The organism is Komagataeibacter sucrofermentans DSM 15973 (assembly GCF_040581405.1).
Lineage (GTDB): Bacteria > Pseudomonadota > Alphaproteobacteria > Acetobacterales > Acetobacteraceae > Komagataeibacter > Komagataeibacter sucrofermentans.
Map to the genome: position 1 here is coordinate 1,126,774 of NZ_CP137157.1, position 24,347 is coordinate 1,151,120.

The 24,347-nt window shown below is 65.8% G+C and carries 17 protein-coding genes; 4 read left to right on the forward strand and 13 right to left on the reverse strand.

Annotation, left to right across the window (positions count from 1 at the left end):
- Positions 1-110: 110 nt before the first annotated feature.
- Entirely contained in the window at positions 111-944 is an 834-nt protein-coding gene (murI, locus tag R5N89_RS05455) for a glutamate racemase (protein ID WP_110569709.1), read from the reverse strand.
- A 15-nt stretch (positions 945-959) separates the two neighbouring features.
- On the reverse strand, positions 960-1,721 hold the full coding sequence (locus tag R5N89_RS05460) for an orotate phosphoribosyltransferase (RefSeq protein WP_061273257.1): 762 nt from the start codon (positions 1,719-1,721) through the stop codon (positions 960-962).
- Positions 1,722-1,948: 227 nt separating this feature from the next.
- Here R5N89_RS05460 and R5N89_RS05465 point away from each other — a divergent pair, with 227 nt between their 5' ends.
- On the forward strand, positions 1,949-2,203 hold the full coding sequence (locus R5N89_RS05465) for a hypothetical protein (protein WP_110569710.1): 255 nt from the start codon (positions 1,949-1,951) through the stop codon (positions 2,201-2,203).
- Positions 2,204-2,351: 148 nt separating this feature from the next.
- Here the strand turns inward: R5N89_RS05465 and gltA are convergent, their stop codons facing one another.
- The 4 genes from gltA to R5N89_RS05485 all read right to left on the reverse strand — a co-directional run bounded on the left by gltA (position 2,352) and on the right by R5N89_RS05485 (position 5,540).
- A complete protein-coding gene (gltA, locus tag R5N89_RS05470; RefSeq protein ID WP_110569711.1) occupies positions 2,352-3,650 on the reverse strand; it encodes a citrate synthase in 1,299 nt (432 codons plus the stop codon).
- 216 nt (positions 3,651-3,866) lie between these two features.
- The gene (locus tag R5N89_RS05475) at positions 3,867-4,388 is read right to left on the reverse strand and encodes a histidine phosphatase family protein (protein WP_110569712.1); all 522 of its coding nucleotides are present in this window, start codon (positions 4,386-4,388) and stop codon (positions 3,867-3,869) included.
- An 8-nt stretch (positions 4,389-4,396) separates the two neighbouring features.
- On the reverse strand, positions 4,397-4,714 hold the full coding sequence (locus tag R5N89_RS05480; RefSeq protein WP_110569713.1) for a chorismate mutase: 318 nt from the start codon (positions 4,712-4,714) through the stop codon (positions 4,397-4,399).
- Positions 4,715-4,763: 49 nt separating this feature from the next.
- On the reverse strand, positions 4,764-5,540 hold the full coding sequence (locus R5N89_RS05485; RefSeq protein ID WP_110569714.1) for a metallophosphoesterase: 777 nt from the start codon (positions 5,538-5,540) through the stop codon (positions 4,764-4,766).
- Positions 5,541-6,070: 530 nt separating this feature from the next.
- Here R5N89_RS05485 and R5N89_RS05490 point away from each other — a divergent pair.
- The gene (locus tag R5N89_RS05490) at positions 6,071-7,588 is read left to right on the forward strand and encodes an acetyl-CoA hydrolase/transferase family protein (RefSeq protein ID WP_110569715.1); all 1,518 of its coding nucleotides are present in this window, start codon (positions 6,071-6,073) and stop codon (positions 7,586-7,588) included.
- A 163-nt stretch (positions 7,589-7,751) separates the two neighbouring features.
- Here R5N89_RS05490 and R5N89_RS05495 read toward each other — a convergent pair whose 3' ends face one another.
- The 6 genes from R5N89_RS05495 to miaB all read right to left on the reverse strand — a co-directional run bounded on the left by R5N89_RS05495 (position 7,752) and on the right by miaB (position 16,968).
- Positions 7,752-12,287 (reverse strand): AAA family ATPase, encoded by a 4,536-nt coding sequence (locus tag R5N89_RS05495; RefSeq protein WP_110569716.1) that lies wholly within the window; start codon positions 12,285-12,287, stop codon positions 7,752-7,754.
- 2 nt (positions 12,288-12,289) lie between these two features.
- Entirely contained in the window at positions 12,290-12,913 is a 624-nt protein-coding gene (locus tag R5N89_RS05500) for a thioredoxin domain-containing protein (protein WP_110569717.1), read from the reverse strand.
- Between the two features lie 129 nt (positions 12,914-13,042).
- Positions 13,043-13,960, reverse strand: coding sequence for a hemolysin family protein (locus R5N89_RS05505; protein WP_110569718.1), 918 nt, complete (start codon positions 13,958-13,960; stop codon positions 13,043-13,045).
- Positions 13,957-14,460, reverse strand: a complete 504-nt coding sequence (gene ybeY / locus R5N89_RS05510; RefSeq protein WP_244192231.1) for an rRNA maturation RNase YbeY — start codon at positions 14,458-14,460, stop codon at positions 13,957-13,959. Before ybeY ends, R5N89_RS05505 begins: the two co-directional genes overlap by 4 nt.
- A 43-nt stretch (positions 14,461-14,503) precedes the next feature.
- A complete protein-coding gene (locus R5N89_RS05515) occupies positions 14,504-15,565 on the reverse strand; it encodes a PhoH family protein (protein WP_110569720.1) in 1,062 nt (353 codons plus the stop codon).
- Between the two features lie 89 nt (positions 15,566-15,654).
- The gene (miaB, locus tag R5N89_RS05520; protein WP_306345100.1) at positions 15,655-16,968 is read right to left on the reverse strand and encodes a tRNA (N6-isopentenyl adenosine(37)-C2)-methylthiotransferase MiaB; all 1,314 of its coding nucleotides are present in this window, start codon (positions 16,966-16,968) and stop codon (positions 15,655-15,657) included.
- A gap of 505 nt (positions 16,969-17,473) precedes the next feature.
- Between miaB and R5N89_RS05525 the strand changes: the two genes are divergently transcribed.
- Together R5N89_RS05525 and R5N89_RS05530 are read left to right on the forward strand one after the other, a co-directional pair.
- Complete coding sequence (locus R5N89_RS05525) at positions 17,474-19,420, forward strand: autotransporter assembly complex family protein (RefSeq protein WP_110569737.1); 1,947 nt, start codon at positions 17,474-17,476, stop codon at positions 19,418-19,420.
- On the forward strand, positions 19,420-23,622 hold the full coding sequence (locus R5N89_RS05530) for a translocation/assembly module TamB domain-containing protein (RefSeq protein WP_110569722.1): 4,203 nt from the start codon (positions 19,420-19,422) through the stop codon (positions 23,620-23,622). The genes R5N89_RS05525 and R5N89_RS05530 overlap by 1 nt, the downstream gene beginning before the upstream one ends.
- A gap of 96 nt (positions 23,623-23,718) precedes the next feature.
- On the opposite strand, the gene R5N89_RS05535 is transcribed toward R5N89_RS05530, so the two are convergent.
- Complete coding sequence (locus tag R5N89_RS05535; RefSeq protein WP_078524182.1) at positions 23,719-24,315, reverse strand: CarD family transcriptional regulator; 597 nt, start codon at positions 24,313-24,315, stop codon at positions 23,719-23,721.
- Between the last annotated feature and the right edge of the window lie 32 nt (positions 24,316-24,347).

The following is a 24,347-nucleotide window of genomic DNA, read 5'->3' on the forward strand; positions in this document are numbered from 1 at the left end:
CTCTCCCTGACACTCTCTAAAAAAACCAGAAGAAGTTTTTGGTGAAGCTTTTTTCAAAAAGCATTCAAGGAATGCTGCTTTTTTTGAAAAAAGGCAGCATCCAGAAACGTTTATTTTCTGTATTCAGGTCCGGGGCTGGCGTCAAACAGCCTCGGTGCATCCTGGCCGTAGCCCAGCGCCACCAGTCCGGGCCGCAGGGCCGCCAGGTCATGCGGTAATGCGGTAAAGCAGAACTGATCGGGCAGGGAAGCGGCAGGCCCGGTCAGGGCAGGGCACGTGGCCAGCACGCGGCGGGTCTGGCGGGCTACGGCAGGGGCCGGGTCCAGCCAGGTGACATGCGGTGGCCCGACTTCACGCATGGCCTCGAGCAGGAAGGTATAGTGCGTGCAGCCCAGCCCCACCACGTCAATTGCCGCCCCGCCGGGCTGCCCGAACAGGCCTGCGAGTTCCGCCTTGAGGCGGGCAGCATCGGGCGGGGTGCCGCGAAAAGTGTTTTCCGCCATGTCCGCCAGTCCGCGCGCGCCATGGGCGAGCAGGGTGCAGTTGGGGGCAAAGCGGGCGCTGAGCGCCTTCAGGTAAGGGCGGCGCACGGTGGCCCGCGTGGCCAGCAGCCCGATCGTGCCGGTGCTGGTCTGGTCGGCGGCCCATTTTATGGGCGGCACGCAGCCCACAAAAGGCACATCATAAGCCGCACGCAGGCTGTCGAGCGCCAGCGTGCTGGCGGTATTGCACGCCACCACCACCACGCTGGGCCGCAGGCGGTCAATGGCAACACCCACCAGGCGCACGATCCGCTCGCGCAGCAGGGCATCGGGTTGTTCGCCGTAAGGGAATACGGCCGTGTCGGCCAGATAGTCGATCGGTATGCCGGGCAGGAGAGAGCGGAGCTGGGCTACGATGCCCAACCCCCCAATCCCCGAATCGAAGGCGAGAACACGCGGCATCAGCCAGCCCGTGGATCAGGCCCCGGCATCACGCTTGGCCTTGAGCGCCAGGGCTTCTTCAGCGCTGCCCACGCCGCCATGCTTGGCCGACCACGCGCAGGGGTCTTCAAGGAAGCGACGGACCTCGGCCGCGTCCTTTTCCGAGAAATAGGGCTTGCCCGCGCAGGCCTCGAGCACATCCCACCAGGTGCACAGCGCATGCAGGCTGATGTCCATATCCGCCAGCGTGCGGTATGCGCCGGGGAAGACGCCGTAGAAGAACACGACAAAGGTGTGGTCCACGATCGCGCCCGCCTTGCGCAGCGCGTTGGCGAACTGCACCTTCGATGAGCCATCGGTAGTCAGGTCTTCCACCAGCAGGGTGCGCATGCCCTCGGGCACGTCACCTTCGATCTGGGCATTGCGGCCAAAGCCCTTGGGCTTTTTGCGCACATAGGCCATGGGCGCCATCATGCGGTCGGCAATCCACGCCGCGAAGGGAATGCCCGCCGTCTCGCCGCCCACCACGGCATCGATGCTTTCATAGCCGACATGGCGGCCGATCTTTTCCACCGCCAGTTCCATGATCTTCTGGCGCGCGCGGGGGAAGAAGATGATGCGGCGGCAATCGATGTAAACTGGGGATTTCCAGCCCGAGGTCAGGGTGTAGGGATCATCGGGGCGGAAGTTGACGGCCTTGATTTCCAGCAGCAGGCGCGCGGTCATGAGGGCCGCGTCGCGGTCCCATGCGGTTGTGCCTGTTGAAAGTCCTGCCCCATTCCCCGTGGCGTCGTGCATACCCTATCTCCGGCCAAATGAATTGCGTGTACTGAATGTCAGCACAGACGATTAACCGCAACAGGGCGGAAAATCCATCGGTGTCCGGGCCAATGGGGGCGGAATTGCCAAAAAAAGGCCGCATCGGAAATATAACGTTACCCGATCAGCAGAGTGTGAGGGCACGCGTACCTTGCCCCCACGGGGTATTCGCTCTAGTATCTCAATATTAATAATCATTCTCAGTAGTGGATCATCGCATCGTGTCTGTTGAAAACAGTCGCATCGCCCGCAAATGCGAGCGTGCCGTAATCACCGCCTACCAGGAACTGCGTGGCGTCGGGACCAGCGATGTGTCGGCTTTCCATGCCTGCACGACCCTCTACCGTATCCACCACCCCGAATCCTCGCTCAACGAGGCCAGGCGTCTGGTGTCTGAATGGATCGACCATCACGTGATCCAGCAGCGCCCTGGGCCGACGGCCGGGTGTGAGTGCGACTGACCACAGGGCAGGGTTTCATGCAAAGCCATAAGGGGCAGGCCGCGTTAGCAGCCTGCCCCTTTCTGCGTGCCCTGTTCTGGTTTTCAAACACTCTCCAGCAGGGCGCCAAAGCCGCCAGGGAGGCCATGCCCCCTGGCGGCAGGGCCGTTCAGGCCCGCTTGTCAAACGGCACGAAGTCGCGCTGCGGCGAGCCGGTATAAAGCTGGCGGGGGCGGCCGATGCGCTGGCCGGGTTCCTCGATCATTTCCTTCCACTGGCTGATCCAGCCGGTGGTGCGGGCTACGGCAAACAGCACGGTGAACATGCTGGTGGGGATGCCCATAGCCTTGAGGATGATGCCGGAATAGAAATCGACATTGGGGTACAGGCTGCGCTTGACGAAATATTCGTCGTGGATCGCAATCTTTTCCAGTTCGATCGCAAGGTCGAGCAGCGGGTCGTCCTTGATGCCCAGTTCGCCAAGCACCTCGTGGCAGGTGGCCTGCATGATCTTGGCGCGGGGGTCGAAGTTCTTGTACACCCGGTGGCCAAAGCCCATCAGGCGCACGCCGCTGGTCTTGTCCTTCACCTTGGCGATGAATTCGGGGATGTTGTCCTTGTGGCCGATATCGGCCAGCATCTTCAGCACCGCCTCGTTGGCCCCGCCATGGGCAGGCCCCCAAAGTGCTGCGATGCCTGCGGAAATACACGCAAACGGGTTAGCCCCCGTCGAGCCGGCAAGGCGCACGGTGGAGGTCGACGCATTCTGCTCATGGTCGGCATGCAGGATCAGGATGCGGTCCATGGCGCGTGCCAGCACCGGATTGATCTTGTAGGGCTCGCTCGGCACCGCGAACATCATGGACAGGAAGTTCTCGGCATAGGACAGGTCATTGCGCGGGTAGATGAAGGTCTCGCCCTGCGTGTATTTATAGGCCCAGGCCGCAATGGTCGGGATCTTGGCGATGATGCGCATGGCCGACTGGTAGCGCGTGGCCGCGTTCGAGACATCCAGCCCTTCATGGTAGAAGGAGGACAGCGCGCCAACCGTGCCGCACAGGATGGCCATGGGGTGAGCATCACGGCGGAAACCGTTAAAGAAATTGCGGATCTGTTCGTGCAGCAGCGTGTGATGCTTGATGGAATTCACAAACCCGTCGTACTGCGCCTTGTCGGGCAGCTCGCCGTTGAGCAGCAGGTAGGCCACTTCCATGAAGGTGGCCTGTTCGGCCAGCTGAGCAATGGGGTAGCCACGATGCAGCAGCACGCCCTTTTCACCATCGATGAAGGTGATCTTGCTGGAGCACGATGCGGTCTCGCCATAACCGGGATCATAGGTGAATACGCCAGCCTGGGCGGGCAGCTTGCGGATGTCGACAACATCCGGCCCCATCGTGCCGGACAGCACGGGCAGTGCAACATCCTTGCCGTCTAGCGAGATTGTGGCAGTTTTTCCGGACTCGCTCATCTACAACTCTCCTCCTGGGGCCACGCCTGCGCTGGTGGGGCAGGGGGCCATATCTCCAACCTCCAGGCATTCTGCCGTTCGTGCGGCAGTTTATGGATATGCCCAAATTATATGCCCGCGCGCCGCCAAGGTGCGGCAATCATCGGGCCTCGGCTCTGACGATAGGAACGAAACCCCCGCCGTGGCAATCCATGCACCCCCTTCGCCGCAATGACATTATTGGCAAGACAGGGCGCTTAGGTGGATTTCCTGATCGGTGGCGGAATTCCATGGATTTTCGGCAGTAAAGCAGGCGATCGAGGCGGGCGGGAAGCCACGCTGCAAAGGAGCCTCAAGGGCGGGCGGGCAATGCCGCGCCCCCCAGCCAAACACCAGGGCACCCAAGGCCGGATTGTGGCCTAAGATCATGATATTACTCGTTTTATCGGCAATTCCATAAAGCAGGTCACGCACCGTTTCGGCGGTTGCCTCATACAGTTCGTTCACATATCGGATATCGGGTTTCCGATCGCCATAAAATGATCCCAGTGCCGCAAGCGTCTCGACCGTGCGCCGCGCGGGGCTGACCAGCACCACCTGCGGGGCAAAGGCTTCCGCCCGCAGCCATGCGCCCTGGGCACGCGCGCTGTCGCGGCCATGCGGGGTCAGCGCGCGGTTGAAATCGGCCTGCGCACCCACATCACCAAACGCGGCAGGGGCGGCCTGGGCATGGCGCATGAGCACAAGCTGGCGGGGCATGGCGGCGGTTACTGGCCTGTGCCCGCGGCAATGGCCTCATGGTGGCGAATGACTTCGCGGATGATGAAGGCCAGGAATTTTTCCGCAAAATCGGGGTCCAGATGGGCAGCGGTGGCCAGTTCGCGCAGCCGAGCCACCTGGCGTGCCTCACGCGCGGGGTCGGCGGGCGGCATGTCGTTGGCGGCCTTGAGCTGGCCCACCGCCTGCGTGTGGCGAAAGCGCTCGGCCAGCATGTAGATCAGGGCGGCATCGATGTTGTCGATGCTGCAGCGCAGCTCTTCAAGCTTGAGCCGGGCTGCTTCCTGTCTGGCCTCGATGGTGGTCATAAGTGTCGGCGCTCCTGCGTTGGGAAAGAAAAGGGGAGTGAAAAAAGACTTACAGCACCGGCGGGAGGTCGATCCACGCCAGGTGCCCCCCCTTGCCGGCCCCGGTATCGGTAAAGATGGCCCGCCCGCCCATGCGGCCGTGGCGCACCCAGGGTCGCCCGTCGGTGGAGCGGCGGTCATGCCCGCAATAGACCGTATAACCCGGCGGAATGTGATCGACCCAGTTCAGCCTGCGCTCGGGGTAGCCATCTTTTTGCATGCGGCCCGTCGTCTCGCCAAACAGGGCGCGTGACAGCAGGGGCGTGACCGTGCCCAGCCCCGGCGGCGGCAGTTCGCCCAGCATGCGGGCATGAAAGCCGCCATGCACGAATATGGACTGCCCCAGCACGATCCACGCGGGCGCGCGGGCAAGGTCATCCAGCGCGCGCTGGTACACGTCGCTGTTTTCCTCGCGCAGGAAGGCGGCCAGCGTTTCCATCAAGGGCGGGTCGCGGCGCATCTTGCGGCCCTGCAGCGCGCGGGCCAGCTTGCGGTCATGGTTGCCCAGTATGAACAGGCCGCGCCCTTCATCGATCAGGCGCTGCATCAGGCGGAACGCGCCCGCGCTGTCCGGCCCGTAATCCACTAGGTCGCCCAGTTGTATGACAAACCGGTCCGTAGCAGCCGCGTGGCGAAAGGCGTGCAGGTCGCCATGCACGTCGCCCACCACGCGCAGGGGGCGACCGGCCAGCAGTCCTGCCAGCGGGTGCGTGGGCAGCGTGGACGCGATAGGGGGGGGCGCTTCTTCCCGCCCGGCGGCGGGCGGGAATGTGGCATCCCGTGCCATGACAGGCCGATGAGAGGGAAAGCGACGTCTCAAACGAAAATCCTCTCCTGTTGATGGCCGGTCCGGGTGGTGCCCCTTGCTGGGTCTGGTCTCCTATTATTCACAAGATTGGCCGCCATGCACTAGGGGGGATGGGCAATAATGTATCCTTAATGACACAAACCGGTTGCATCCGGGTAACGATATTGTACACCAAAAACCGGAATATATTGCCCAGGACACAGACCGGCATAAGGCGTGGCACCCCTGCCGGTAGCGTGGCTGATGGAGTAAACGTGAAACCGCCAACCGGAGTCCGGCTGCGGTGTCACACTCTTTTGTTGTGACGTAGCCTGCAGGACGGAGAACAGATGAAAGCGTCATGCTGAAGTGAAACGCAGGGACAGGCGCCGTGGTGCAAAGGGAATACCCGCGCCACTGCCGCCGCCCCGGCAGATCGGCCCCGGCCAAGGGCCGTGACGGCGGCATACGACATATCCGGCGCGGTCTCGACCGGCCGGGCATAACGATAAGAGTTTGAGGGAAAGTTCATGATCGACCACACCCGAATCCGGAATGCGGCGCTCCGGGCCAAGATCACCACCGCCGAGCAGGCGGCCTCCCTTGTCCGCCCGGGCAGCACGGTGGGCACCAGTGGCTTTACCGGCGCCGGTTACCCCAAGGCCGTGCCGCAGGCGCTTGCCGCATTGATGGAGCGCGCGCACGCCGAGGGTAAGGAATACCGCATCCGCCTGCTCACGGGCGCCTCGACCGGGCCGGAGCTTGATGGCGCGCTTGCCAAGGTCAACGGCATCTCGTTCCGCATGCCCTACAATTCCGATGCCGGCCTGCGCGCGCGCATCAACAAGGGCGAGACGGAATATCTCGACATGCATCTCAGCCATGTCGCCCCCATGGCCTGGGCGGGGTTCTTTGGCACGATCGACACCGCCATCATCGAGGCCACCGCCATCCGTGAAGATGGCAGCATCGTGCCGTCCTCTTCCGTCGGCAATTCCAAGACCTGGCTCGACACCGCCAAGCAGGTCATCATCGAGGTCAATAGCTGGCAGGATGCAGCGCTCGAGGGCATGCACGACATCTGGTATGGCGCAGCCCTGCCGCCGCACCGCCAGCCCATCCCGCTGCTGCGCCCCGATGATCGCATCGGCGGCACCTCGCTCAAGGTCGATCCCGCCAAGATCGTGGCCATTGTCGAGACCAATGCGCCTGACCGCAACGCCCCGTTCTCACCACCCGACGAGACCGCGCGCGGCATTGCGGGCCACCTGATGGAATTCTTCCGCCACGAAGTGAAGATGGGCCGCCTGCCACCGTCGCTGCTGCCGCTGCAGTCCGGCGTGGGCAACGTGGCCAATGCCGTGATGGGCGGGCTGGAGGAAGGCCCGTTTGATGACCTGACCGCCTACACCGAGGTGATTCAGGATGGCATGCTTGGCATGCTGGAAAGCGGCAAGATGCGGGTGGCCTCGGCCACGGCCTTCTCGCTCAGCCCGGAAGCGGCCGAAGCGCTCAACAGCCGCATGCGCGAGTTCCAGAAAAAGATCATCCTGCGCCCGCAGGATATCAGCAACCATCCCGGCCTGATCCGTCGCCTTGGCTGTATCGCCATGAACGGCCTGATCGAATCGGATATCTATGGCAACGTGAACTCGACCCAGATCATGGGCTCCAAGATCCAGAACGGCATTGGCGGCTCGGGTGATTTTGCCCGCAATGCCTATATTTCCGTGTTCATGACGCCGTCGACTGCCAAGGGCGGCAAGATTTCCGCCATCGTGCCCATGGCCTCCCATGTCGATCACATCACGCAGGATTCGCAGGTGCTCGTGACCGAACAGGGTCTTGCCGACCTGCGCGGCCTCTCGCCCAAGCAGCGCGCGGAAGTCATCATCGCCAACTGCGCCCACCCCGATTATCGCCCGATGCTGCAGGATTATTACAAGCGTGCCCGCGCGGGCTCGTTTGGCCAGCAGTCGCCGCACCTGCTGACCGAGGCGCTGTCATGGCACCAGCGCTTCATCGAGACGGGCAGCATGATGCCGTAAGGGCCAACTGGTCGCTGACGGGATGCGGGCAGGCGCCGCCCCCGTCGCACCATATATTGGCAATCATAAAAGTTTTTGGGTGCCGCCTTTTTTTAAAGGCGGCGTTTTCTTTCGAGACTTTCCGGGGAAAGCTTCACCCAAAACTTTTATTTTTATCAACCTGTTATCTGACAGGTTCGGCATCCACCATTTCGGTCGCGCGTTCGAGGTCAACCGACAGCACCCGGCTGACCCCGCGCTCCTGCATGGTCACGCCATACAGCCGGTCCATATGCGCCATGGTCAACTGATGGTGGGTCACGACAAGGAAGCGCGTGCCCGCCTCGGCCACCATGTCGGCCAGCAGGGCGCAGAAGCGGCCCACATTGGCGTCATCGAGCGGGGCATCGACCTCATCAAGCACGCAGACCGGGGCAGGATTGCAACGGAACACCGCGAAGATGAGCGACAGCGCGGTGAGCGCCTGCTCGCCGCCTGAAAGCAGCGAGAGCGTGGCCAGCTTCTTGCCCGGTGGCTGGGCATAGATTTCAAGCCCGGCCTGAAGCGGGTCGTCATTGCCCACCATGCCCAGATGTGCCCGCCCGCCATTGAACATGCGGGCAAACAGCGCCTGAAAGTGCTGGTCGATCTGCGAGAACACGGCCATCAGCCGCTCGCGCCCCTCGCGGTTGAGCTGCCCGATCATGCCGCGCAGGCGGGCAATGGCCGATTGCAGTTCGTCGCGCTCATGCAGGATCGTGTCGATCTTGCCCGATGCCTCCTGCGCTTCAAGCTCGGCGCGCAGGTTGACCGGGCCAAGTTCATCGCGTTGGCGGGTCAGGCGGGCGACCTTGCGGCGCAGGCCGGTCTCGGCGTTCACGCTCAGGTCGGCGGGTACCACGCCAGCGGGCGGCGTTGAGTCGGCCTGCAACTGGGCCAGGAGCACCTGTGCCTGCTCGCGCCTGCCTTCGGCGCGGACCACGGCTTCACGCGCTGCGGTCAGCACCTCTTCCGCCGTGCGGCGGCCCTGCTGCACTTCCGCCATGCGGGTTTCGGCCTGTTGCAGTTCCACCATCGCTACATCGTGGCTGGCTTCGTGCCGGGCCAGTTCGGTTGCGATTGCATCGCGCCGCTCGCGCACGGCAATGGGCTGGGGGGCCACGCGCTCATGTTCGGCGCGCGCATTGCGCAGGCGGGTCTCGGCGGCCTCGGCCTCCAGGCTTGCGGCCTCCACGCGGGCGGTCCACTGCGTCATGTCCTGCCCCGATGCCTCAAAGCGCTGGCGCAGGGTGGCGTCTTCCGTGTGCAGGCGGGCCAGGGTTTCGCGCTGCTCGGTTTCCTGCGCGCGCAGGGTCTCGGCCTGTTCGCGCAGGCTGGCCAGTGCGTGTTCCAGTCCGCTCATGTCGGGCAGGGCTTCAAGGCGGGCGCGGGCTGCTGCAACATCTGCTTGCGCCTGTTGCAGCCCATCGGTCAGGTCGGCCATGCGGGCCTGACGGGCTTCAAGCCGGGCGCCGGTCTCGCGCATTTTCTGCTCGAGGGCGGCGCGTGCGGCGCGCGCCTGTTCCAGCCGGGTCGTGGTCTCTTCCACCACCATGCGGGCCTGTTCCAGCGCCTGGCCTGCCTGTGTCGCGGCGGCCGTCGCCTGCCGGGCTGCATCCTCGGCCAAGGCAGGGGCGGGCAGGGCGGTCAACTGTTCGCGGCTGGTGTCACGTGCCGCGCGGGCGGTGTCGCGATCGTTTTCCAGTCGGGCCTGTTCGGGCAGCAGGGCCTGCAGGCGCGTTTCCGCCTCGCCATGCCGGGTCGTTGCGGCCTGCAGGGCGCGGCGGGCCTGTTCCAGTGCAGCTTCAGCCTGCTGGTGGCGGGCGCGTAGCGCCTTTTCCGCCGTCTGGGCCTGTGTTGCCGCCTGCGTGGCATCGTGGTGGGCCTTGGCCAGTACGTCGAGATCGGGGAGGCTGGCTTCCTGTGCTGCCGCGCGCGTGCTGGCGGCCTCGGAATCTGTCAGGGCGGCCTGTGCCGTGGCCTGCTGCACTGAGAGTGTATCGATCTGGGCCGCGATGGTGGCGTGCTGGCGTGCAAGCTCGGCCTCTGCCGTGCGGGCGGTCTCCAGCGCATTCTCGGCGGCCATGCGGGCGTCGCGTGCCGCTGTCAGGGCCTTGCCGGTCTGCTGGCGGGTGGTTGTGGCGGCCTGTGCCGCCTGTTCCAGCGCCGGGACAGCGCCGCGCACCTGCTCAAGTTCGGCGCGCAGGGTGCGCAGGCGGCCCAGCTGTTTGAGCCGGAGTGCTGCACGGTCTGGCAGGTTGGGGGCCTGAGTGTAGCCATCCCACCGCCAGAGCGCCCCCTCGCGGGTGACAAGGCATTGCCCTGGGGTCAGGCTGGCCTGAAGGGGCGCGCCATCCATGCCATCAGGTAGCAGGCCTGCTGCGCCTAACGCGCGTGACAGGGCAGGCGGGGCCTCAAGCACGGCGGAAAGCGGTTCGATGCCCGCGGCAGGAAAGGGCGCTGGCGTGGCCGGAGGCAGGTCATGCCATGAGCGCGGCGCCGTGCCCTTGACCACCGCCTCAAGCCCATCGGACAGCACTACGGCCAGCGCGGTTTCCAGCCCGGCGGGCACATGCAGGCTGTCGGCCAGCGTCGTGCCACGGGCGGGGTCGGCCTGCGTCTCGCTGTGCAGTGCGCGGGCCAGGCCATCGGCTTCCGCCTCCAGGCCCGACAGGCTGGCGCGGGCTTCGGCAATGCGGGCGGTACAGGCTTCATCTTCCTGCGTGGCGGCAACCGTCGCGGCCTCGACTGTCGCCATGTGCTGGCGGGCAGAGTCCAGCGCTGCTGCGGCGGCCTCGCGTCTGGCCACGAGCGCCTGCAGGGCCTCATCAGGCACGGCCTGTGCGCGCAGGCGCGTCATGCTGGCGGTAAGTGTATCGACTGCGTCGCGCGCGCGCTTATGGGCGGCCCGGGCGGCGCGGAGGGCTTCCTCGGTGGCGTTGCGGGTGGCGCGGGCTTCCTTCAGGCGGGCATTGGCCTGAATTTCGGCCTGTGTTGCCTGCGTTCGGGCCTCCTCTGCCGTGGCGCGTTCGGCGCGAAGGGCATCAAGGGCCACTTCGGCCTCGGTCGCAGCCTGTGCCAGGCGCGTGCGTTCGTCCTCGGGCACAAGTTCGGCGCGGGCGTTGCGCACATGGTTGCCCAGCGTCGCCACGTCGCGCTCAAGCGCTTCAAGCCTGCTGGCGGCGGTCGCGGCATCCTGCGTGGCCTGCGCATGCACGCGCTGGCTTTCGGTCGCGGCATTGCGGGCAAGGTCGGCCTGCAGCGTGGCATCCGCATGGGCGCGGGTGGCGTCCTCGCGGGCTGTCAGGGCGGTGGCGGCCTGTTCTTCGGCCACGCGGATCTGTTCATCGTGGGCGGCAATGGCCTCTGCCGTTGGCATATCGGCTTCCAGCGCCGCGATCTCGGTGGCGAGGGCCGCGTGCTGCGTGGCAAGGCGCTCATGCGCCGTGGTGGCGGTGGCCAGCCCTTCGCGCGCCTGTGTTGCCTGCAGTTCGGCCTCGCGCACGGTGGTGGTGGCCTCTTCCACACGGGCCGCCATTCCGGTCATGGCCTGCGCCAGCGTGGCGCATGCGGCCTGCGCTGCCTCACGCAGGGCGGGCAGGGCGGACAGGCGTTCTTTCACCTGCGCCCGCTCGGCCTCAAGCTGCCCGAGCATGAGGGTGGCGTCATCACGCCGGGCAAGGGCCGAAGCGTGCACGCCTTCGCATTCGGCAAGGCGGGCCTGTGCCTGTTCCAGCGCGGCCTCGGCGCGGGACAGTTCCTCGGCAATGGTTTCGGCGCGGACCTTGAAGCGTTCGAGCGCCGTGCGCCGCATATCCACCTGCTCGCGCAGGGCGGGCAGGGCCTTTGTCACTTCGTAATCGGTGAGAACGGCGGTCTCGGCCATTTCCTCGGCGGCCTTGAGGTCGGTGCGGGCGGCAAGCAGGCCAGCCTCGCCCTCGGCCACGCCGTTATGGGCACGGGCATGCAGCAGCGCCAGAAGGGCGGTTTCGGAGTCGCGCAGTCCCTGCGAGAGTTCGCGGTAGCGGGCCGCCTGTTCGGACTGCTCCTGCAGGTCACCGAGCCGGGATTCGAGTTGCAGGCGCAGGTCTTCCGCGCGCGCGAGATTGGCCTCGGTCGCGCGCAGCTTGAGTTCGGCCTCGTGGCGGCGGCCATGCAGGCCGGTAATGCCCGCGGCTTCCTCCAGAATGGTGCGCCGTTCCTCGGGGCGGGCATTGACCAGCGCCGAGACGCGGCCCTGGCTGACCATGGCCGATGAGCGCGCGCCCGAGGCCAGATCGGCAAACAGCGTCTGCACGTCGCGCCCGCGCGTGGTGCGGCCATTGATGCGGTAGCCGCTGCCCGCCCCGCGCTCGGCGCGGCGGCAGACCTGAAGCTCCTCCTGCCCGGTAAAGGGCGCGGGGGCGATTTCGGCGGCGCCTTCCAGCGTAAGCGTCACTTCCGCCATGTTGCGCGCGGCGCGCGCGGTGGTGCCAGCGAAGATGAGGTCATCCATTTCGCCGCCGCGCAGGGCGCGGGCATTGGTTTCGCCCATGACCCAGCGCAGGGCCTCGACCACGTTGGACTTGCCGCACCCGTTGGGCCCGACAATGCCGGTCAGGCCGGGCAGGATCTCCACGGAGACCGGGTCGGCGAAACTCTTGAAGCCTGCGATGCGCAGCCGGACAAAACGGGCGGTCATGCTCAGCGGGCCGCCGCTTCAACCTTCTGGGCAAACTGCTCGTAAGTCAGTTCCTGCGCCACCTGCTCCTTGTCATTGAAGCGGAAGGTGGGCGTGCCGTCGATCTTGTACTGGGTCTGGGCGCGGTCTTCCTCGTCCATGATGGCATGGCGCAGCTTGTCGTCATGGATGGTCTGCTGGAACAGGTCGGATGACATGCCTGCAAGGGCCGCCATTTTCTGGATCTCGGCCTCGGCTTCCGCCGGTTCCTTGCCAAAGGCCCAGTGATCCTGGCTGGACAGCAGCGCAAGTACGAACGGCTCATAGCGTTCTGGCGCAAGCGAGCGCGCGATCATGCAGGCGGTCAGCGCCACCTGGTCGAGCGGGAAATCACGGAAAATGTAGTATACCTTGCCCGTATCGATCAGCTTGCTGCGCACCTCGGGGAAGACCTCGGCGGCAAAACGCGCGCAATGCGTGCAGGTGAGCGAGAAGAATTCCTCCACATGCACCTTGGCCGCGGGGTTGCCCACGGCGCGGATGGCCAGGCGTGGGTCCGCCGTCTGCGCCATGGCCCGGCCAGACAGCAGGCCGCCAGCCATGAGGGTGGGGGTAAGGGCAAGCAGGGTGCGGCGTGTGATGGGCATTACGGTCACTCTCCGGTGGGGGACTGGGGTGGGGCATGGCCCCGGCACGATCAGTATTAAGGCGGTGCGGGCCGGGCGTAAATCCATCATGCCCCACCGGATGGCGCGCCGGGCTGACGCGCCATCCGTTCAGGCGGGCTGCGCGGCCGCCTCACGCGGGGGCAGGCGCACGCGCACGTGGCGGATATGGCGGGCATCCGAATCAAGGATGCGGAACACCATGCCGCTTTCATGCGTCACGATCTCGCCGCGCGTGGGCACATGGCCCGCAAGGCGGAACACGAGGCCGCCCACGGTCTCGATCTCGGCCTCGCGCTCCTCACGCGTGAGCACGGGGCCGACTTTTTCCTCAAAGGCGGCAACGGGCGTGCGGGCATCGACATCGAGCGTGCCGTCGGGCCGTTCGCGCATCATGTTCACGGTCGGTTCGTCATGCTCGTCCGAAATATCGCCTACGATGGTCTCGATCAGGTCCTCGATGGTGACAAGGCCATCAATGCCGCCGTACTCGTCGATCACGAGGGCAAGGTGCACATGGCGCAGCCGCATCTGCAAAAGCAGGTCGAGCACGGGCAACTGGGGGGCGACCATGAGCGGCTGGCGCAGCAGCGGCTCCATGCGGAAGGCTTCCGACGTGCCGACATAGGCGATCAGATCCTTCACATGGATCATGCCCACGATGTCATCAAGCTGGTCGCGATAGACCGGCATGCGGGAATGGTTTTCCCGCCGCATCATGGCCAGTGCCTCATCAAGGCTGATATCGACCGGCATCGCCACGATGTCGGCGCGCGGAATCATCACGTCATCCGCCGTGATGCCGCGCAGGCGCAGCACGTTGGCCAGAAGCGCGCGCTCCTGCCGGTCGAGTTCGGAGGCGTGGGGGTTGGCGTCATCCCCCGCCGCATCATCAGCTTCCTTGACCAGCGCGGCAATGGAATGGCGCAGCCCCGGCTCAGCGCGCCTGCGGCTGAACAGCGACAGAAATCCCTTGCCGCGCGATCCGGACGGAGGCTCCTCGTTGGCATCGGTGCCGGGGCGGCTCATGAGCGTGCCCCCCGGCTCACCATGCGGCCCGGCTTCCACGGGTTGGCAACGCCAAGACCGGACAGGATGCGGGCCTCGAGCATTTCCATCTCGCGGGCCTCGCCGGGGTGGTGGTGGTCATATTCGGCCAGGTGCAGCACGCCATGCACCACCAGATGCGCCAGATGGGCGGCCATGTCGCGGCCTGCCGCCTGCGCCTCGCGCGCCACGGTCTCGAAGGCGATGATGATGTCGCCGCCCCATATGCCGCCCGCGGCCGGATATTCGAACGTGAGGACATTGGTGGGCTTGTTGCGCCCGCGATGCCGCCAGTTCATGCGGGCCACGGTGCGGTCATCGGCCAGCACCACCGTGACCGGGCCATGGCAGCCCGTGGCCACGAGGGCTGCGCGCGCCGCGCGGTCAACCACGCGGGCAGGGTAGGGGACGGCGCGGTTCCAGCGCCTGTCCGCCACCGTGACATCGGGGCCATCAGGCCCGGCCTTCAGGTCAGGCTGCATGGCCCGCCCTGCTGCGACCCCGCCCGCGTGGGCAGGGCCTGTGCTACTTCGAGGTTTCATCGTTCTCCTGCTGCGACCGGGCGCGGTGGGGGCGGCGTTCGGCCCCGGCACGCTGGTCGTATGCCTCCACTATACGCGCCACCAGCGGGTGGCGCACCACGTCACGCGATTCAAATCGCATCATGCCGATCCCGGGCAGGCCGTCGAGGGTATCGACCGCCTCCCGCAGGCCGGATGTCACGCCACGCGGCAGGTCAACCTGGCTGAGATCGCCGGTAATGACCATGCGCGTGCCTTCACCCATGCGGGTGAGGAACATCTTCATCTGGGCGGGGGTCGTGTTCTGCGCCTCGTCCAGAATGACAAAACAGTGCGCCAGCGTGCGCCCGCGCATGAAGGCCAGGGGTGCGACCTCGATCTCCCCCGTGCCCATGCGCCGGATCACCTGATCGCCCGGCATCATGTCGTGCAGGGCGTCATACAGCGGGCGGAGGTAGGGGTCGATCTTTTCCTTCAGGTCGCCGGGCAGAAAGCCCAGCCGCTCGCCTGCTTCCACCGCAGGGCGTGACAGCACGATGCGGTCGACCTGGCCCGCCTGCAGCATGGCCACGGCCTGGGCTACGGCAAGGTAGGTCTTGCCCGTGCCTGCGGGGCCGAGGCCAAACACCATTTCCTGCCGGGCCAGCATGGCCATGTATTCGGCCTGGCCAACCGAGCGCGGGGCCACGGGGCCGCGCCGGGTCATGATGGTGGGCAGGTCGGCAAGCGTCGGGCTGGCGGGGGCCGTGGCGGTACGGGTGTCGGGCATGGCGGGCAGTCCTCCCGTAACAGGGCGTGGCGCGGGCGCCGAAAAGGCATGGGCGGCAAGCCGGATGGCGGTATCGACGGTGGCGGTATCGACCGCCTGCCCCGCTGTGGCGCGGCGGTAGAGTTCGGTCAGCGTGGCCTGTGTCAGTTCCACTCGCTGGGCAGCACCCGTAATGGCAATGCGGTTGCCCCGACACGCCAGCCGGACATCAAATCCACGTTCAAGATGCAGCAGGTGGCGGTCATGGTCACCCACAAGCTGCGCCAGCAGCACGTTATCTTCAAACTGCATGGTCACGGTGCGGTCATTGGCCGCGGCCGTGCCACCGGGGGTACGCCGCCCGCCGCTGCGACGGGGGGCGTGGAGCGTGGATTGTGTCTGTTCTCTCAAGCCCTGTCTGTCTCCTCTGTCAGGATGCCACCAAGCGAGTTGGTGTACCTGTGGCGGATATCCACATTGGCGATCTGGCCGATCAGGCTGTCCGGGCCTTCAACGCTCACGGCCTGCAGCCATGGGCTCTTGCCCGAAACCTGACCGGGCTTGCGCCCCCGCCCCGTAAAGAGCACGGGCACCACCTGGCCTATGGTTGCATCATTGAATGCATCCTGCTGCACGCGCAGCATGGCCTGGAGTTCCTGCAGGCGGGCATCCTTCACATCCTCGGGCACGTGCATGCCAGCACCTGCGGCAGGCGTGCCGGGGCGGGAGGAATACTTGAAGGAATAGGCCTGCGCGAAGCCGATCTCGTCAATCAGACGCATCGTGTCGGCAAAATCGGCATCCGTCTCGCCGGGATGGCCCACGATGAAATCGGATGACAGCGCAAGGTCGGGCCGCGCCTCACGCAGGCGGGCCACGAGCGTGCGGTAGTCATCAGCCGTGTGGCCCCGGTTCATGGCCGCGAGCACCCGGTCGGAGCCGGACTGCACCGGCAGGTGCAGGAACGGCATGAGCTGCGGCAGGTCGCGGTGGGCGGCGATCAGGTCATCCTCCATGTCGCGCGGGTGCGACGTGGTGTAGCGGATGCGCTCGATGCCCAGCTCTCCCGCCAGCACGCGGGCGAGGCGGGCGAGGCCCCATGTGCGGCCATCCGGGCCTTCCCCATGATAGGCATTCACGTTCTGGCCCAGCAGCGTGATCTCGCGCACGCCACCCGCCACGAGCCTGCGGGCCTCATCAAGCACGGCCTGCGCGGGCCGGCTGCTTTCCGCCCCGCGCGTATAGGGCACGACGCAGAAGGAGCAGAATTTGTCGCACCCTTCCTGAATGGTGAGGAAGGCGGACCCGCCCGCAGGGGCCGCGCGGTCGGCGGGCAGGAAATCGAATTTCTGCTCGACGGGGAAGTCGGTCTCGATCACGGCGCCCGCCGCGCGGGCGGCACGCGCCACCATCTCGGGCAGGCGGTGATAGGTCTGGGGGCCGAGCACGATATCGACATACGGCGCGCGGGCCAGGATTTCCTTGCCCTCCGCCTGGGCAACACAGCCTGCCACCGCGAGCACGGTGGCCGCACCCTGTTCGGCGCGCGCTTCCTTGACCTTGCGCAGGCGGCCGAGTTCGGAGAACACCTTCTCCGCCGCGCGGTCGCGGATGTGGCAGGTGTTGAGGATGATCATGTCAGCCGCATCCGGCGTGCTCACGGCCCGGTAGCCGAGCGGGCGCAGCACGTCGGACATCCGCTCGCTGTCATACACGTTCATCTGGCAGCCCCATGTTATGACATGAAGCCCCCTGGTGGATGACGTGCTGGCTTGTGGCGTGGCCACGCCGGGGCGGGGAGACAGGCTGTTCACGGTCAGGTATCCTCAGGCATCATCGCGGGCACGCGCCCACGCAACGGGGGCAAGACATCGGGCCTTGCCTGCGCGCGGTCAAGAGGCTTGCCGCCGATAAAGCCGGGAACACATGGTCTGCCCATCAACGCTCCTGGTGCGAAGGGTGGGGTGCCGGGCGCGGCCCCCTTGCCCGTTTGAACCCGATCATGCCTGCCGGAATCGGGGGTATGTCAAGCCAGGAACGCGGGCGTGGAGACAGTTTGCAACATCCCCGGCCCGTTTTGTCCTTCAATGCGACAAATTCGGAACTTATTAAGGGAGAAGCGTTAATATCGGTTTGATCATGCATGACGGGAATGGCAGACAATACCCTGTGGGCAACTGACCGCATGAAAGAAGACAGCAACAGGGGCAGCACCGTTTGACAGGATTGCGTCATCCCCGCCTGGCAGCCAGTGCCCGGCGCAGGGCCGGTTATGTTAGCCTGTTCGCGGTCATGACGGTTCTCCTGCCGGGGGTGCCCGTGGCGTTCGCGGCCGACCCGCAGGATTACACCACAACCATCCGCCCCACCGGCAATGCCGACCTTGATGCAGCGCTCAAGGCCTCGTCAGACTTGCTTTCGCTCCAGAAAACACAGGCTGTCAGCCCCTTTGCCCTGACCGGGCGCATCCACAACGATTATTCCCGCCTGATCAGCGCGCTGGAAAGCTACGGCTATTACGCGGGCGCCATTACCATCACCATAAGCGATGGCAGCCACAAGGGCGCCACCCCCGCCGATGGCGGGCAGGACGGGCGCGACCCCGACCTGCCGGAATGGATGCAGGCCCTGCCCGCAGGCCACAAGGCGCAGGTCAGCATCGCGGTGAGTACCGGCCCGCTGTTTCATATCGGCACGGTCACGCTCAACCCTGACAAGGGGGATGCCCCCATCCATCTCAACCCCACCGAGGTTGCGGCCTTCGGCATGAAGCCGGGTGCGCCCGCGCAGGCCGAGGCCGTGCTGACGGCGGGGGCGGCACTCCAGACCGCGCTGACGGAGGAAGGCTACGCGCTGGCCCATGTCAGCACCCCGCAGGCCTGGCTGCGCCCTGCCACCCATACGCTCGACATTGCCTATACGGTGCATCGCGGCCCGGTGGTGAACCTTGGCGCATTCGCCTTTGGCGGGCTGCAGCGCACGCACCCGGCCTATATCGCGCGCAGGCTGACCATTGCGCCGGGCGAGCTGTACCAGCCCTCGCGCATCGAGCGCGCCCGGCAGGACATCGCCTCGACGGGGCTGTTCTCCGATGTGCAGGTCAACCATGGCGATACGCTCGCCCCTGATGGCTCCATGCCGCTCGATTTCGGCTTTCATGAAGGCAAGCGCCACAGCGTGGGGGCCGAGGGCGGGTATTCAACCGACCTTGGTGGCCGCGCGGGTGTGACATGGACGCATAACAACCTGTTCGGCAATGCCGAGCGGCTGCGGCTCACCGCGCTGATTACCGGCCTTGGCGGCTCGGCGGAGCAGGGGCTGGGCTATGATTTCTATGCCGACCTGATGAAGCCCGATTTCGGCTCACGCCAGCAGAACCTGAGTGCCCGCATCGAGGGCATCAAGCAGGAACTCTATTCCTACCGCCAGACCGCGCTGCTCGCGCGCATAGGCATCGTGCGCCATGTCAACCGGCACTGGAACGTGTCGTTTGGCGGGCAGATCGAGCAGGAACAGATTGAGCAGATGCGCGCTACCAACAGCTACTTCATTCTCTCTGTGCCGCTGACTGCCAATTACGACGGCACGGGTGTGGACAACCCCATCACCCCCGCCACCCATGGCGTGCGGATCGGGGCCAGCATCACGCCCTCGGCCTCATTGACCGATGGTACCTCGTTCTTCGCCATCATGCAGGCCACGGTCTCGACCTATTTCGACCTCAAGAACTTTGGCCTCAGTCGCCCCGGCCGCAGCGTGCTGGCGTTTCGCGGTACCATTGGCAATGTGGAAGGGGCCTCGACCTTCGCCATTCCGCCCGATCAGCGGCTTTATGCCGGTGGCTCGGCCACGGTGCGCGGTTTCCGCTATCAGGGCGTTGGCCCGCAATTTGCCAATACGCGCTACGCCATTGGCGGCACGTCGATGGATGCGGGGTCGTTTGAATACCGCCAGCGCATCTTGCAGAAATTCGGCGCGGTGGGCTTTATCGATGCAGGCCAGGTCACGGCAGACCGCACGCCGTTTCAGGGCACGGTGCGCGTGGGGGCCGGGGCCGGGGCGCGCTACTACACCCCCATCGGCCCGGTGCGGCTTGATGTGGCGGTGCCGCTCAACCGCCCCGCCCGGGGCGACAAGTGGGAACTGTACGTGGGCCTGGGGGAGACATTCTGATGCCGCAAGACATGCCATCTTCCTCCGCGCCCCGCGCGGGGCGGCGCATCGCGCGGGCCTGCGCGCTGGCTGCTGGCATTCCTTTCGGGCTGGTGGCCGTGGCGCTGGCCATCGTGCTGGTGGCGGCCAATACCGGGGCGGGCCAGCGCGAGATCGAGCGCCGCCTGCCGGGCCTGACCGGGGGCAGCGTGCATCTGTCAGGGCTGGGGGGGCGTTTTCCCGATGCGCTGCATGTCCAGCATCTTGAACTCGATGACTACAAGGGCGCGTGGCTGTCGATCGATGACCTCCAGCTTGACTGGTCGCCCCTGCGGCTGCTCACGCGGCGGGCGGTCATCAGCAACCTGTCCATGGCGCGGCTGGCCATTCCGCGCCTGAGCGAGGATGACCCCGCCCACCCGCCAGAGCCTGAAAAGCCCTCGAGCGGCAGCATCCATATGGGCGTGGACATCAGGGCCGTGCATGTGGCGCGCATTGACGTGGGCGCGGCCCTGGCGCAGGTTCCGGCCGCCTTCAGCCTCAATGGCCATGCCAGCCTGGCCGATATCGCCCCGGTGCTTGACCATTTCTCGGTCGCCACCCTGCCGCCAGCCGATATCGCGCTGAATCTGACCCGGCTTGATCATCCCGGTAGCCTCGACCTCGTAACGAAGCTGGGCAAGGCCGACGTGGCGCTGGACCTGCACGCCCGCGAAGGGGTGGATGGCTTCCTCGCCACGCTCAGCGCGGTGCCTGCCCTTGCGCCGCTTGATCTCTCGCTGGGGCTGCATGGCCCGCGCGAGAACACGCAACTCGCCCTTGCGCTGGCCACGGGAGGGATTCATGCCAGCGCGCATGGGCAACTGGGCCTGCTCGATCACCACATGGCGCTGGATGTCGCGGCCCATAGCGATGCGGTAATGGCGGCTGGCGGCACGGGCTGGCAGGGCGCGGATCTTGCCGCCCATCTGGGTGGCACGCTGGACCGCCCTACGGGCAACGGCACGCTCGACATCGACAGCCTGGCCTATAACGACACCAGCTTCACCAACCTGCATCTGGTAGCCGACGGCCTGAGCGCCCCGGTTGCGGGCCAGCCGGAACATGCGGCGGTGCACGCTACCGTAACGGGCCTGCGCATTCCGGGTAGCCAGCCCACACTGTTTGCAGCCGATCCGCTAAAACTTGATGTGCTGTGGCGGCCCGACGCGCCCAAGGGGCCGGTCACGCTATCGCTGTCGCACCCGCTGGCGCAGGTGACCGGGCAGGCCACCACCACGCAGCCCATGGCCGCCACCTTCCATGCTAACCTGCCCGACCTGGCCCCGCTGGCAGCGGCAGGCGGCACGGACCTGCATGGTCATGCCGCCCTTGATGGCACCATGAGCCTGTCCGCGAGGGGGCAGGACGGGCAGTTCGGCCTCGAGAGCCAGATCGTGCTTGATGGCGGCCTGCCGGTGGCCGTCGGGCTGATAGGCGATAAAGGGCATGCAAGCGTTGCGGGTACCATGACATCGGGCGGGAAGGACGGCAATACAATCCGCTTCACCACGTTGCAGGTTCAGGGCCGGACCCTGCAACTTGATGCCACGCCCACCCGGATCGTAACCGGCACGCCGCTCAACGTGGATGCCACGGCGCATCTGGCCCTGTCGGACCTGCATGTGCTGGCGCCGACGCTGAAAGGGCACATGCAGGCTGACCTGCATGCAGTCGGGCCGGTCAATGACCTCATGGCCAGCCTGAAAACCCAGGCCAGCATCGCGGCAAGCAACACGGCGGCGGGTGATGTGCAGGCCAGCCTGACCATGGCGCATCTGCCCCAGATCAGGCAGGGGGAACTTGCCATTTCCGGCACGGTGGACCGCGCGCCCATACAGGTCAGCGCCCATCTGGACAGCAATGCCGATAACAGCCGCCACCTGCAGATTGCCCAACTGGGCTGGAAGAGCCTTGGTGGCACGGCGGACATGACGCTGCCCGATGGCCACAAGGTGCCAACCGGCATGCTCGATGTGCACATGACCCGGCTGGCCGACCTGCACGACCTGACCGGGCAGGACATCAGCGGCCATGTCGCCGCCACCGTGCACACCACCAGCGCCACGGCCACGACGCCCGCAGCACTGGCCGTGAATGTGGATGGCGCCCTCAATGCCGCCATAGCCCGCATCGACCGCGTGGTGCTCAAGGGCCATGTGCTTGACCTTACGGGCAATGCGCCCACGACCGACCTCGACCTTGTGGTGGATAACGCCCATTTCCGCGATATGGGGGGGCGGGCGCATGTTACGGCCAAAGGGCCGCTTTCGGGGCTGGATGTAAATGCCCAGTCCACGCTCGATACGCCCTGGACCGGCCCCGCAACGCTGGACATGGCGCTGGTGGCCAATATCAGCGGGCAGTCGGTGAGCGTGCGCCGCCTTGTGGCGCAGGCGCGTGGCGAGCAGGTGCGCCTCGATGGTCCGGTCAGCGTGGGGTATGGCAAGGAAATCGCGCTCGACCACCTGCGCGTGAGCCTCATGCCGCCACGCGGGCAGGCGGGCAGCGTGGAAGCCAGCGGCAAGGTCAGCCCGGCGCTTGACCTGCATGTGGCCATCAACCGCCTCTCGCCCGATCTGCTGGCGCCCTTCGTGCCCACGCTGCACGCGCAGGGCCAGCTCTCGGCCGAGGCCCGGCTGACCGGCACGCCCGCCAGCCCCACGGGCAAGGTGAGCCTGCGCGGCACGGACCTCAAATATCACACCGACTACACATCCTCGCTCGCGCCGGCCTCGATCGAGGCCACGGCCAACCTCAATGCGGGCATGGCGCGGGTGGATGCCCAGATCGAGGCGGGGCCGCAGGTCAATCTGGGGCTGCATGGCACGGCGCCAGTCAATAAGGCCGGGCAGATTACCCTGCAGGCCGATGGCCGGGTGGACCTGGCGGTGGCCAATGCCTATCTCGGCGCGCAGGGCATGCAGGCGGGGGGCAACCTGCAGGTGGCGCTGGGTGTGCGCGGCACCCCGGCCCAGCCCCGGCTTAATGGCACGCTCAGCCTGAGCAATGGCCTGTTCCATGACTTTGGCGAGGGGATACAGCTTTCAGGCATGCAGGGCACGGTCAATGCCCTGGGTGACAGGCTGGTCATTGCAACGCTCACCGCGCAGGCGGGCAAGGGCAGCCTTGCGGCCTCGGGCAGTTATGGCGTGCTCCAGCCCGGCCAGCCGATCGACCTGCACGTTCATGCCGATAACGCCCGCCCGCTGGCCAGCGACCTGATTACCGCCACGCTGAATGGCGACATTGGCGTAAAGGGGCAGCTTTCGAGCCGGATCGACGCCACCGGCAACCTCACGCTCAAGCGGGTGGATATCAACATTCCCGATTCCCTGCCCAGTTCGGTTGCCCATCTGGATGTCATCCGGCCCGAGGATGAGAAAAATCAGGACAAAACCGTCAAAGCCGCGCCGCTGGTGGTGGGGCTGGGGCTCGATGTGACCTCGCCGGGGCAGTTCTATGTGCGCGGGCATGGCCTGAATACGGAAATGCATGGCCATATCCACGCAGGCGGCACCGCCAGCGCGCCGGTGATGACGGGGGCGTTTTCGCTGGTGAAGGGCGGTTTCTCACTCGGTGGCATCTCGCTCGACTTCAGCAAGGGGCAGGTGGGGTTCAATGGCGTGGGGGTAACGCATGCCATTGACCCGACGCTGGATTTCGTGGCCGAGCGCAGCACCAATGATGGCACGGCCCGACTCAACGTGGGTGGCTATGCCAGCGCGCCCAAAATTACCTTCTCGTCCTCGCCGCCGCTTTCGCAGGACCAGATTCTGGCCATTCTGCTGTTCGGCACCGATACGCAGTCGCTCTCGCCCACGCAGATGGCCTCCATCGCCGCCGCCGTAGCCAGCGTGAGCGGTGGCTCCGCCTTCGACCCGCTGGGCATGGTGCGCAAGACCCTGCATCTGGACCGGTTGCAGATGAGCAGTTCCTCCAACGGCTCGGGCGGGAACGATACCGGGGCCATCGAGGCGGGCAAATATGTCATGCGCGGGGTCTATGTGGGGGCCAAGCAGGCTACATCGGGTTCAGGCACGCAGGCGCAGGTGCAGGTTGACCTGACCAAGCGGCTCAAGATCAACACCACCGTGGGCACCGGCGGCAACGTGACCGGCTTCACCACGCCGGAGAATGATCCGGGCAGCAGTATCGGCCTGCTTTACCAGTTCAAATACTGACCTGGGGCCAGCAGGTTCAAAAAAACAGCCCTCAAAACAAAACCGCTGGCACAAAGGCCAGCGGTGTCTTGTCGGTATGGTGGGGATGGGGCGGGATCAGGCCGCCTTCATCACCTCGGTCAGGTTTTCCAGCACTTCGGTCGGCTCCTTGCCTTCCAGCACGGCCACTTCGGCCACGAAGCGTTCCTGTGCCGCCTCGAACAGCTTGCGCTCGCTAAAGCTGCCATCAAGGCTGTCGACATTGCGGCGCAGGTCGCGCAGCACTTCGGCAATCTGCACGAGGTCGCCGGAATTGATCTTTTCCTGATAGGCCACCGCGCGGCGGGCCCACATGCCACGGCTGACATGGGGCTTGCCCTTGATGATGGCCATCGCCTTGTCCACGATCTCGCGCGAGACGATCTTGCGCAGGCCTGACTTGCGCGCCTTCGAGAGCGGGATGCGCAGCGTCATCTGGTTGCCGGGGAACGAGATCTGGATCATCTCCAGCTTCGTGCCCGCGATCTCGTCGACCCCGATCCGGTCAACGCGGCCCACGCCATGCGCGGCATAGACGATGGCATCGCCCTCGCGGAACGGATCTTCATCTTTTACAGCCGTGCTGGACTTGGCCTCGGCTGCCGTGGTCGCGGCGGCGGTCCGCGCCATGGCATCGGTCACAGTGCCCTTCTGGGTGGTTCTGAACATGCTCATGGCCACCCCATAGCATAAATTGCGCCTGTTGT

Excerpts from the sequence above, each read along its gene's own strand:
- murI (WP_110569709.1), bottom strand. The coding sequence starts at position 944 with ATGCCGCGTGTTCTCGCCTTCGATTCGGGGATTGGGGGGTTGGGCATC.
- R5N89_RS05460 (WP_061273257.1), bottom strand. The coding sequence starts at position 1,721 with ATGCACGACGCCACGGGGAATGGGGCAGGACTTTCAACAGGCACAACC.
- gltA (WP_110569711.1), bottom strand. The coding sequence starts at position 3,650 with ATGAGCGAGTCCGGAAAAACTGCCACAATCTCGCTAGACGGCAAGGAT.
- R5N89_RS05475 (WP_110569712.1), bottom strand. The coding sequence starts at position 4,388 with ATGCCCCGCCAGCTTGTGCTCATGCGCCATGCCCAGGCCGCCCCTGCC.
- R5N89_RS05480 (WP_110569713.1), bottom strand. The coding sequence starts at position 4,714 with ATGACCACCATCGAGGCCAGACAGGAAGCAGCCCGGCTCAAGCTTGAA.
- R5N89_RS05485 (WP_110569714.1), bottom strand. The coding sequence starts at position 5,540 with ATGGCACGGGATGCCACATTCCCGCCCGCCGCCGGGCGGGAAGAAGCG.
- R5N89_RS05490 (WP_110569715.1), top strand. The coding sequence starts at position 6,071 with ATGATCGACCACACCCGAATCCGGAATGCGGCGCTCCGGGCCAAGATC.
- R5N89_RS05495 (WP_110569716.1), bottom strand. The coding sequence starts at position 12,287 with ATGACCGCCCGTTTTGTCCGGCTGCGCATCGCAGGCTTCAAGAGTTTC.
- R5N89_RS05500 (WP_110569717.1), bottom strand. The coding sequence starts at position 12,913 with ATGCCCATCACACGCCGCACCCTGCTTGCCCTTACCCCCACCCTCATG.
- R5N89_RS05505 (WP_110569718.1), bottom strand. The coding sequence starts at position 13,960 with ATGAGCCGCCCCGGCACCGATGCCAACGAGGAGCCTCCGTCCGGATCG.
- ybeY (WP_244192231.1), bottom strand. The coding sequence starts at position 14,460 with ATGCAGCCTGACCTGAAGGCCGGGCCTGATGGCCCCGATGTCACGGTG.
- miaB (WP_306345100.1), bottom strand. The coding sequence starts at position 16,968 with ATGAACGTGTATGACAGCGAGCGGATGTCCGACGTGCTGCGCCCGCTC.
- R5N89_RS05530 (WP_110569722.1), top strand. The coding sequence starts at position 19,420 with ATGCCGCAAGACATGCCATCTTCCTCCGCGCCCCGCGCGGGGCGGCGC.
- R5N89_RS05535 (WP_078524182.1), bottom strand. The coding sequence starts at position 24,315 with ATGAGCATGTTCAGAACCACCCAGAAGGGCACTGTGACCGATGCCATG.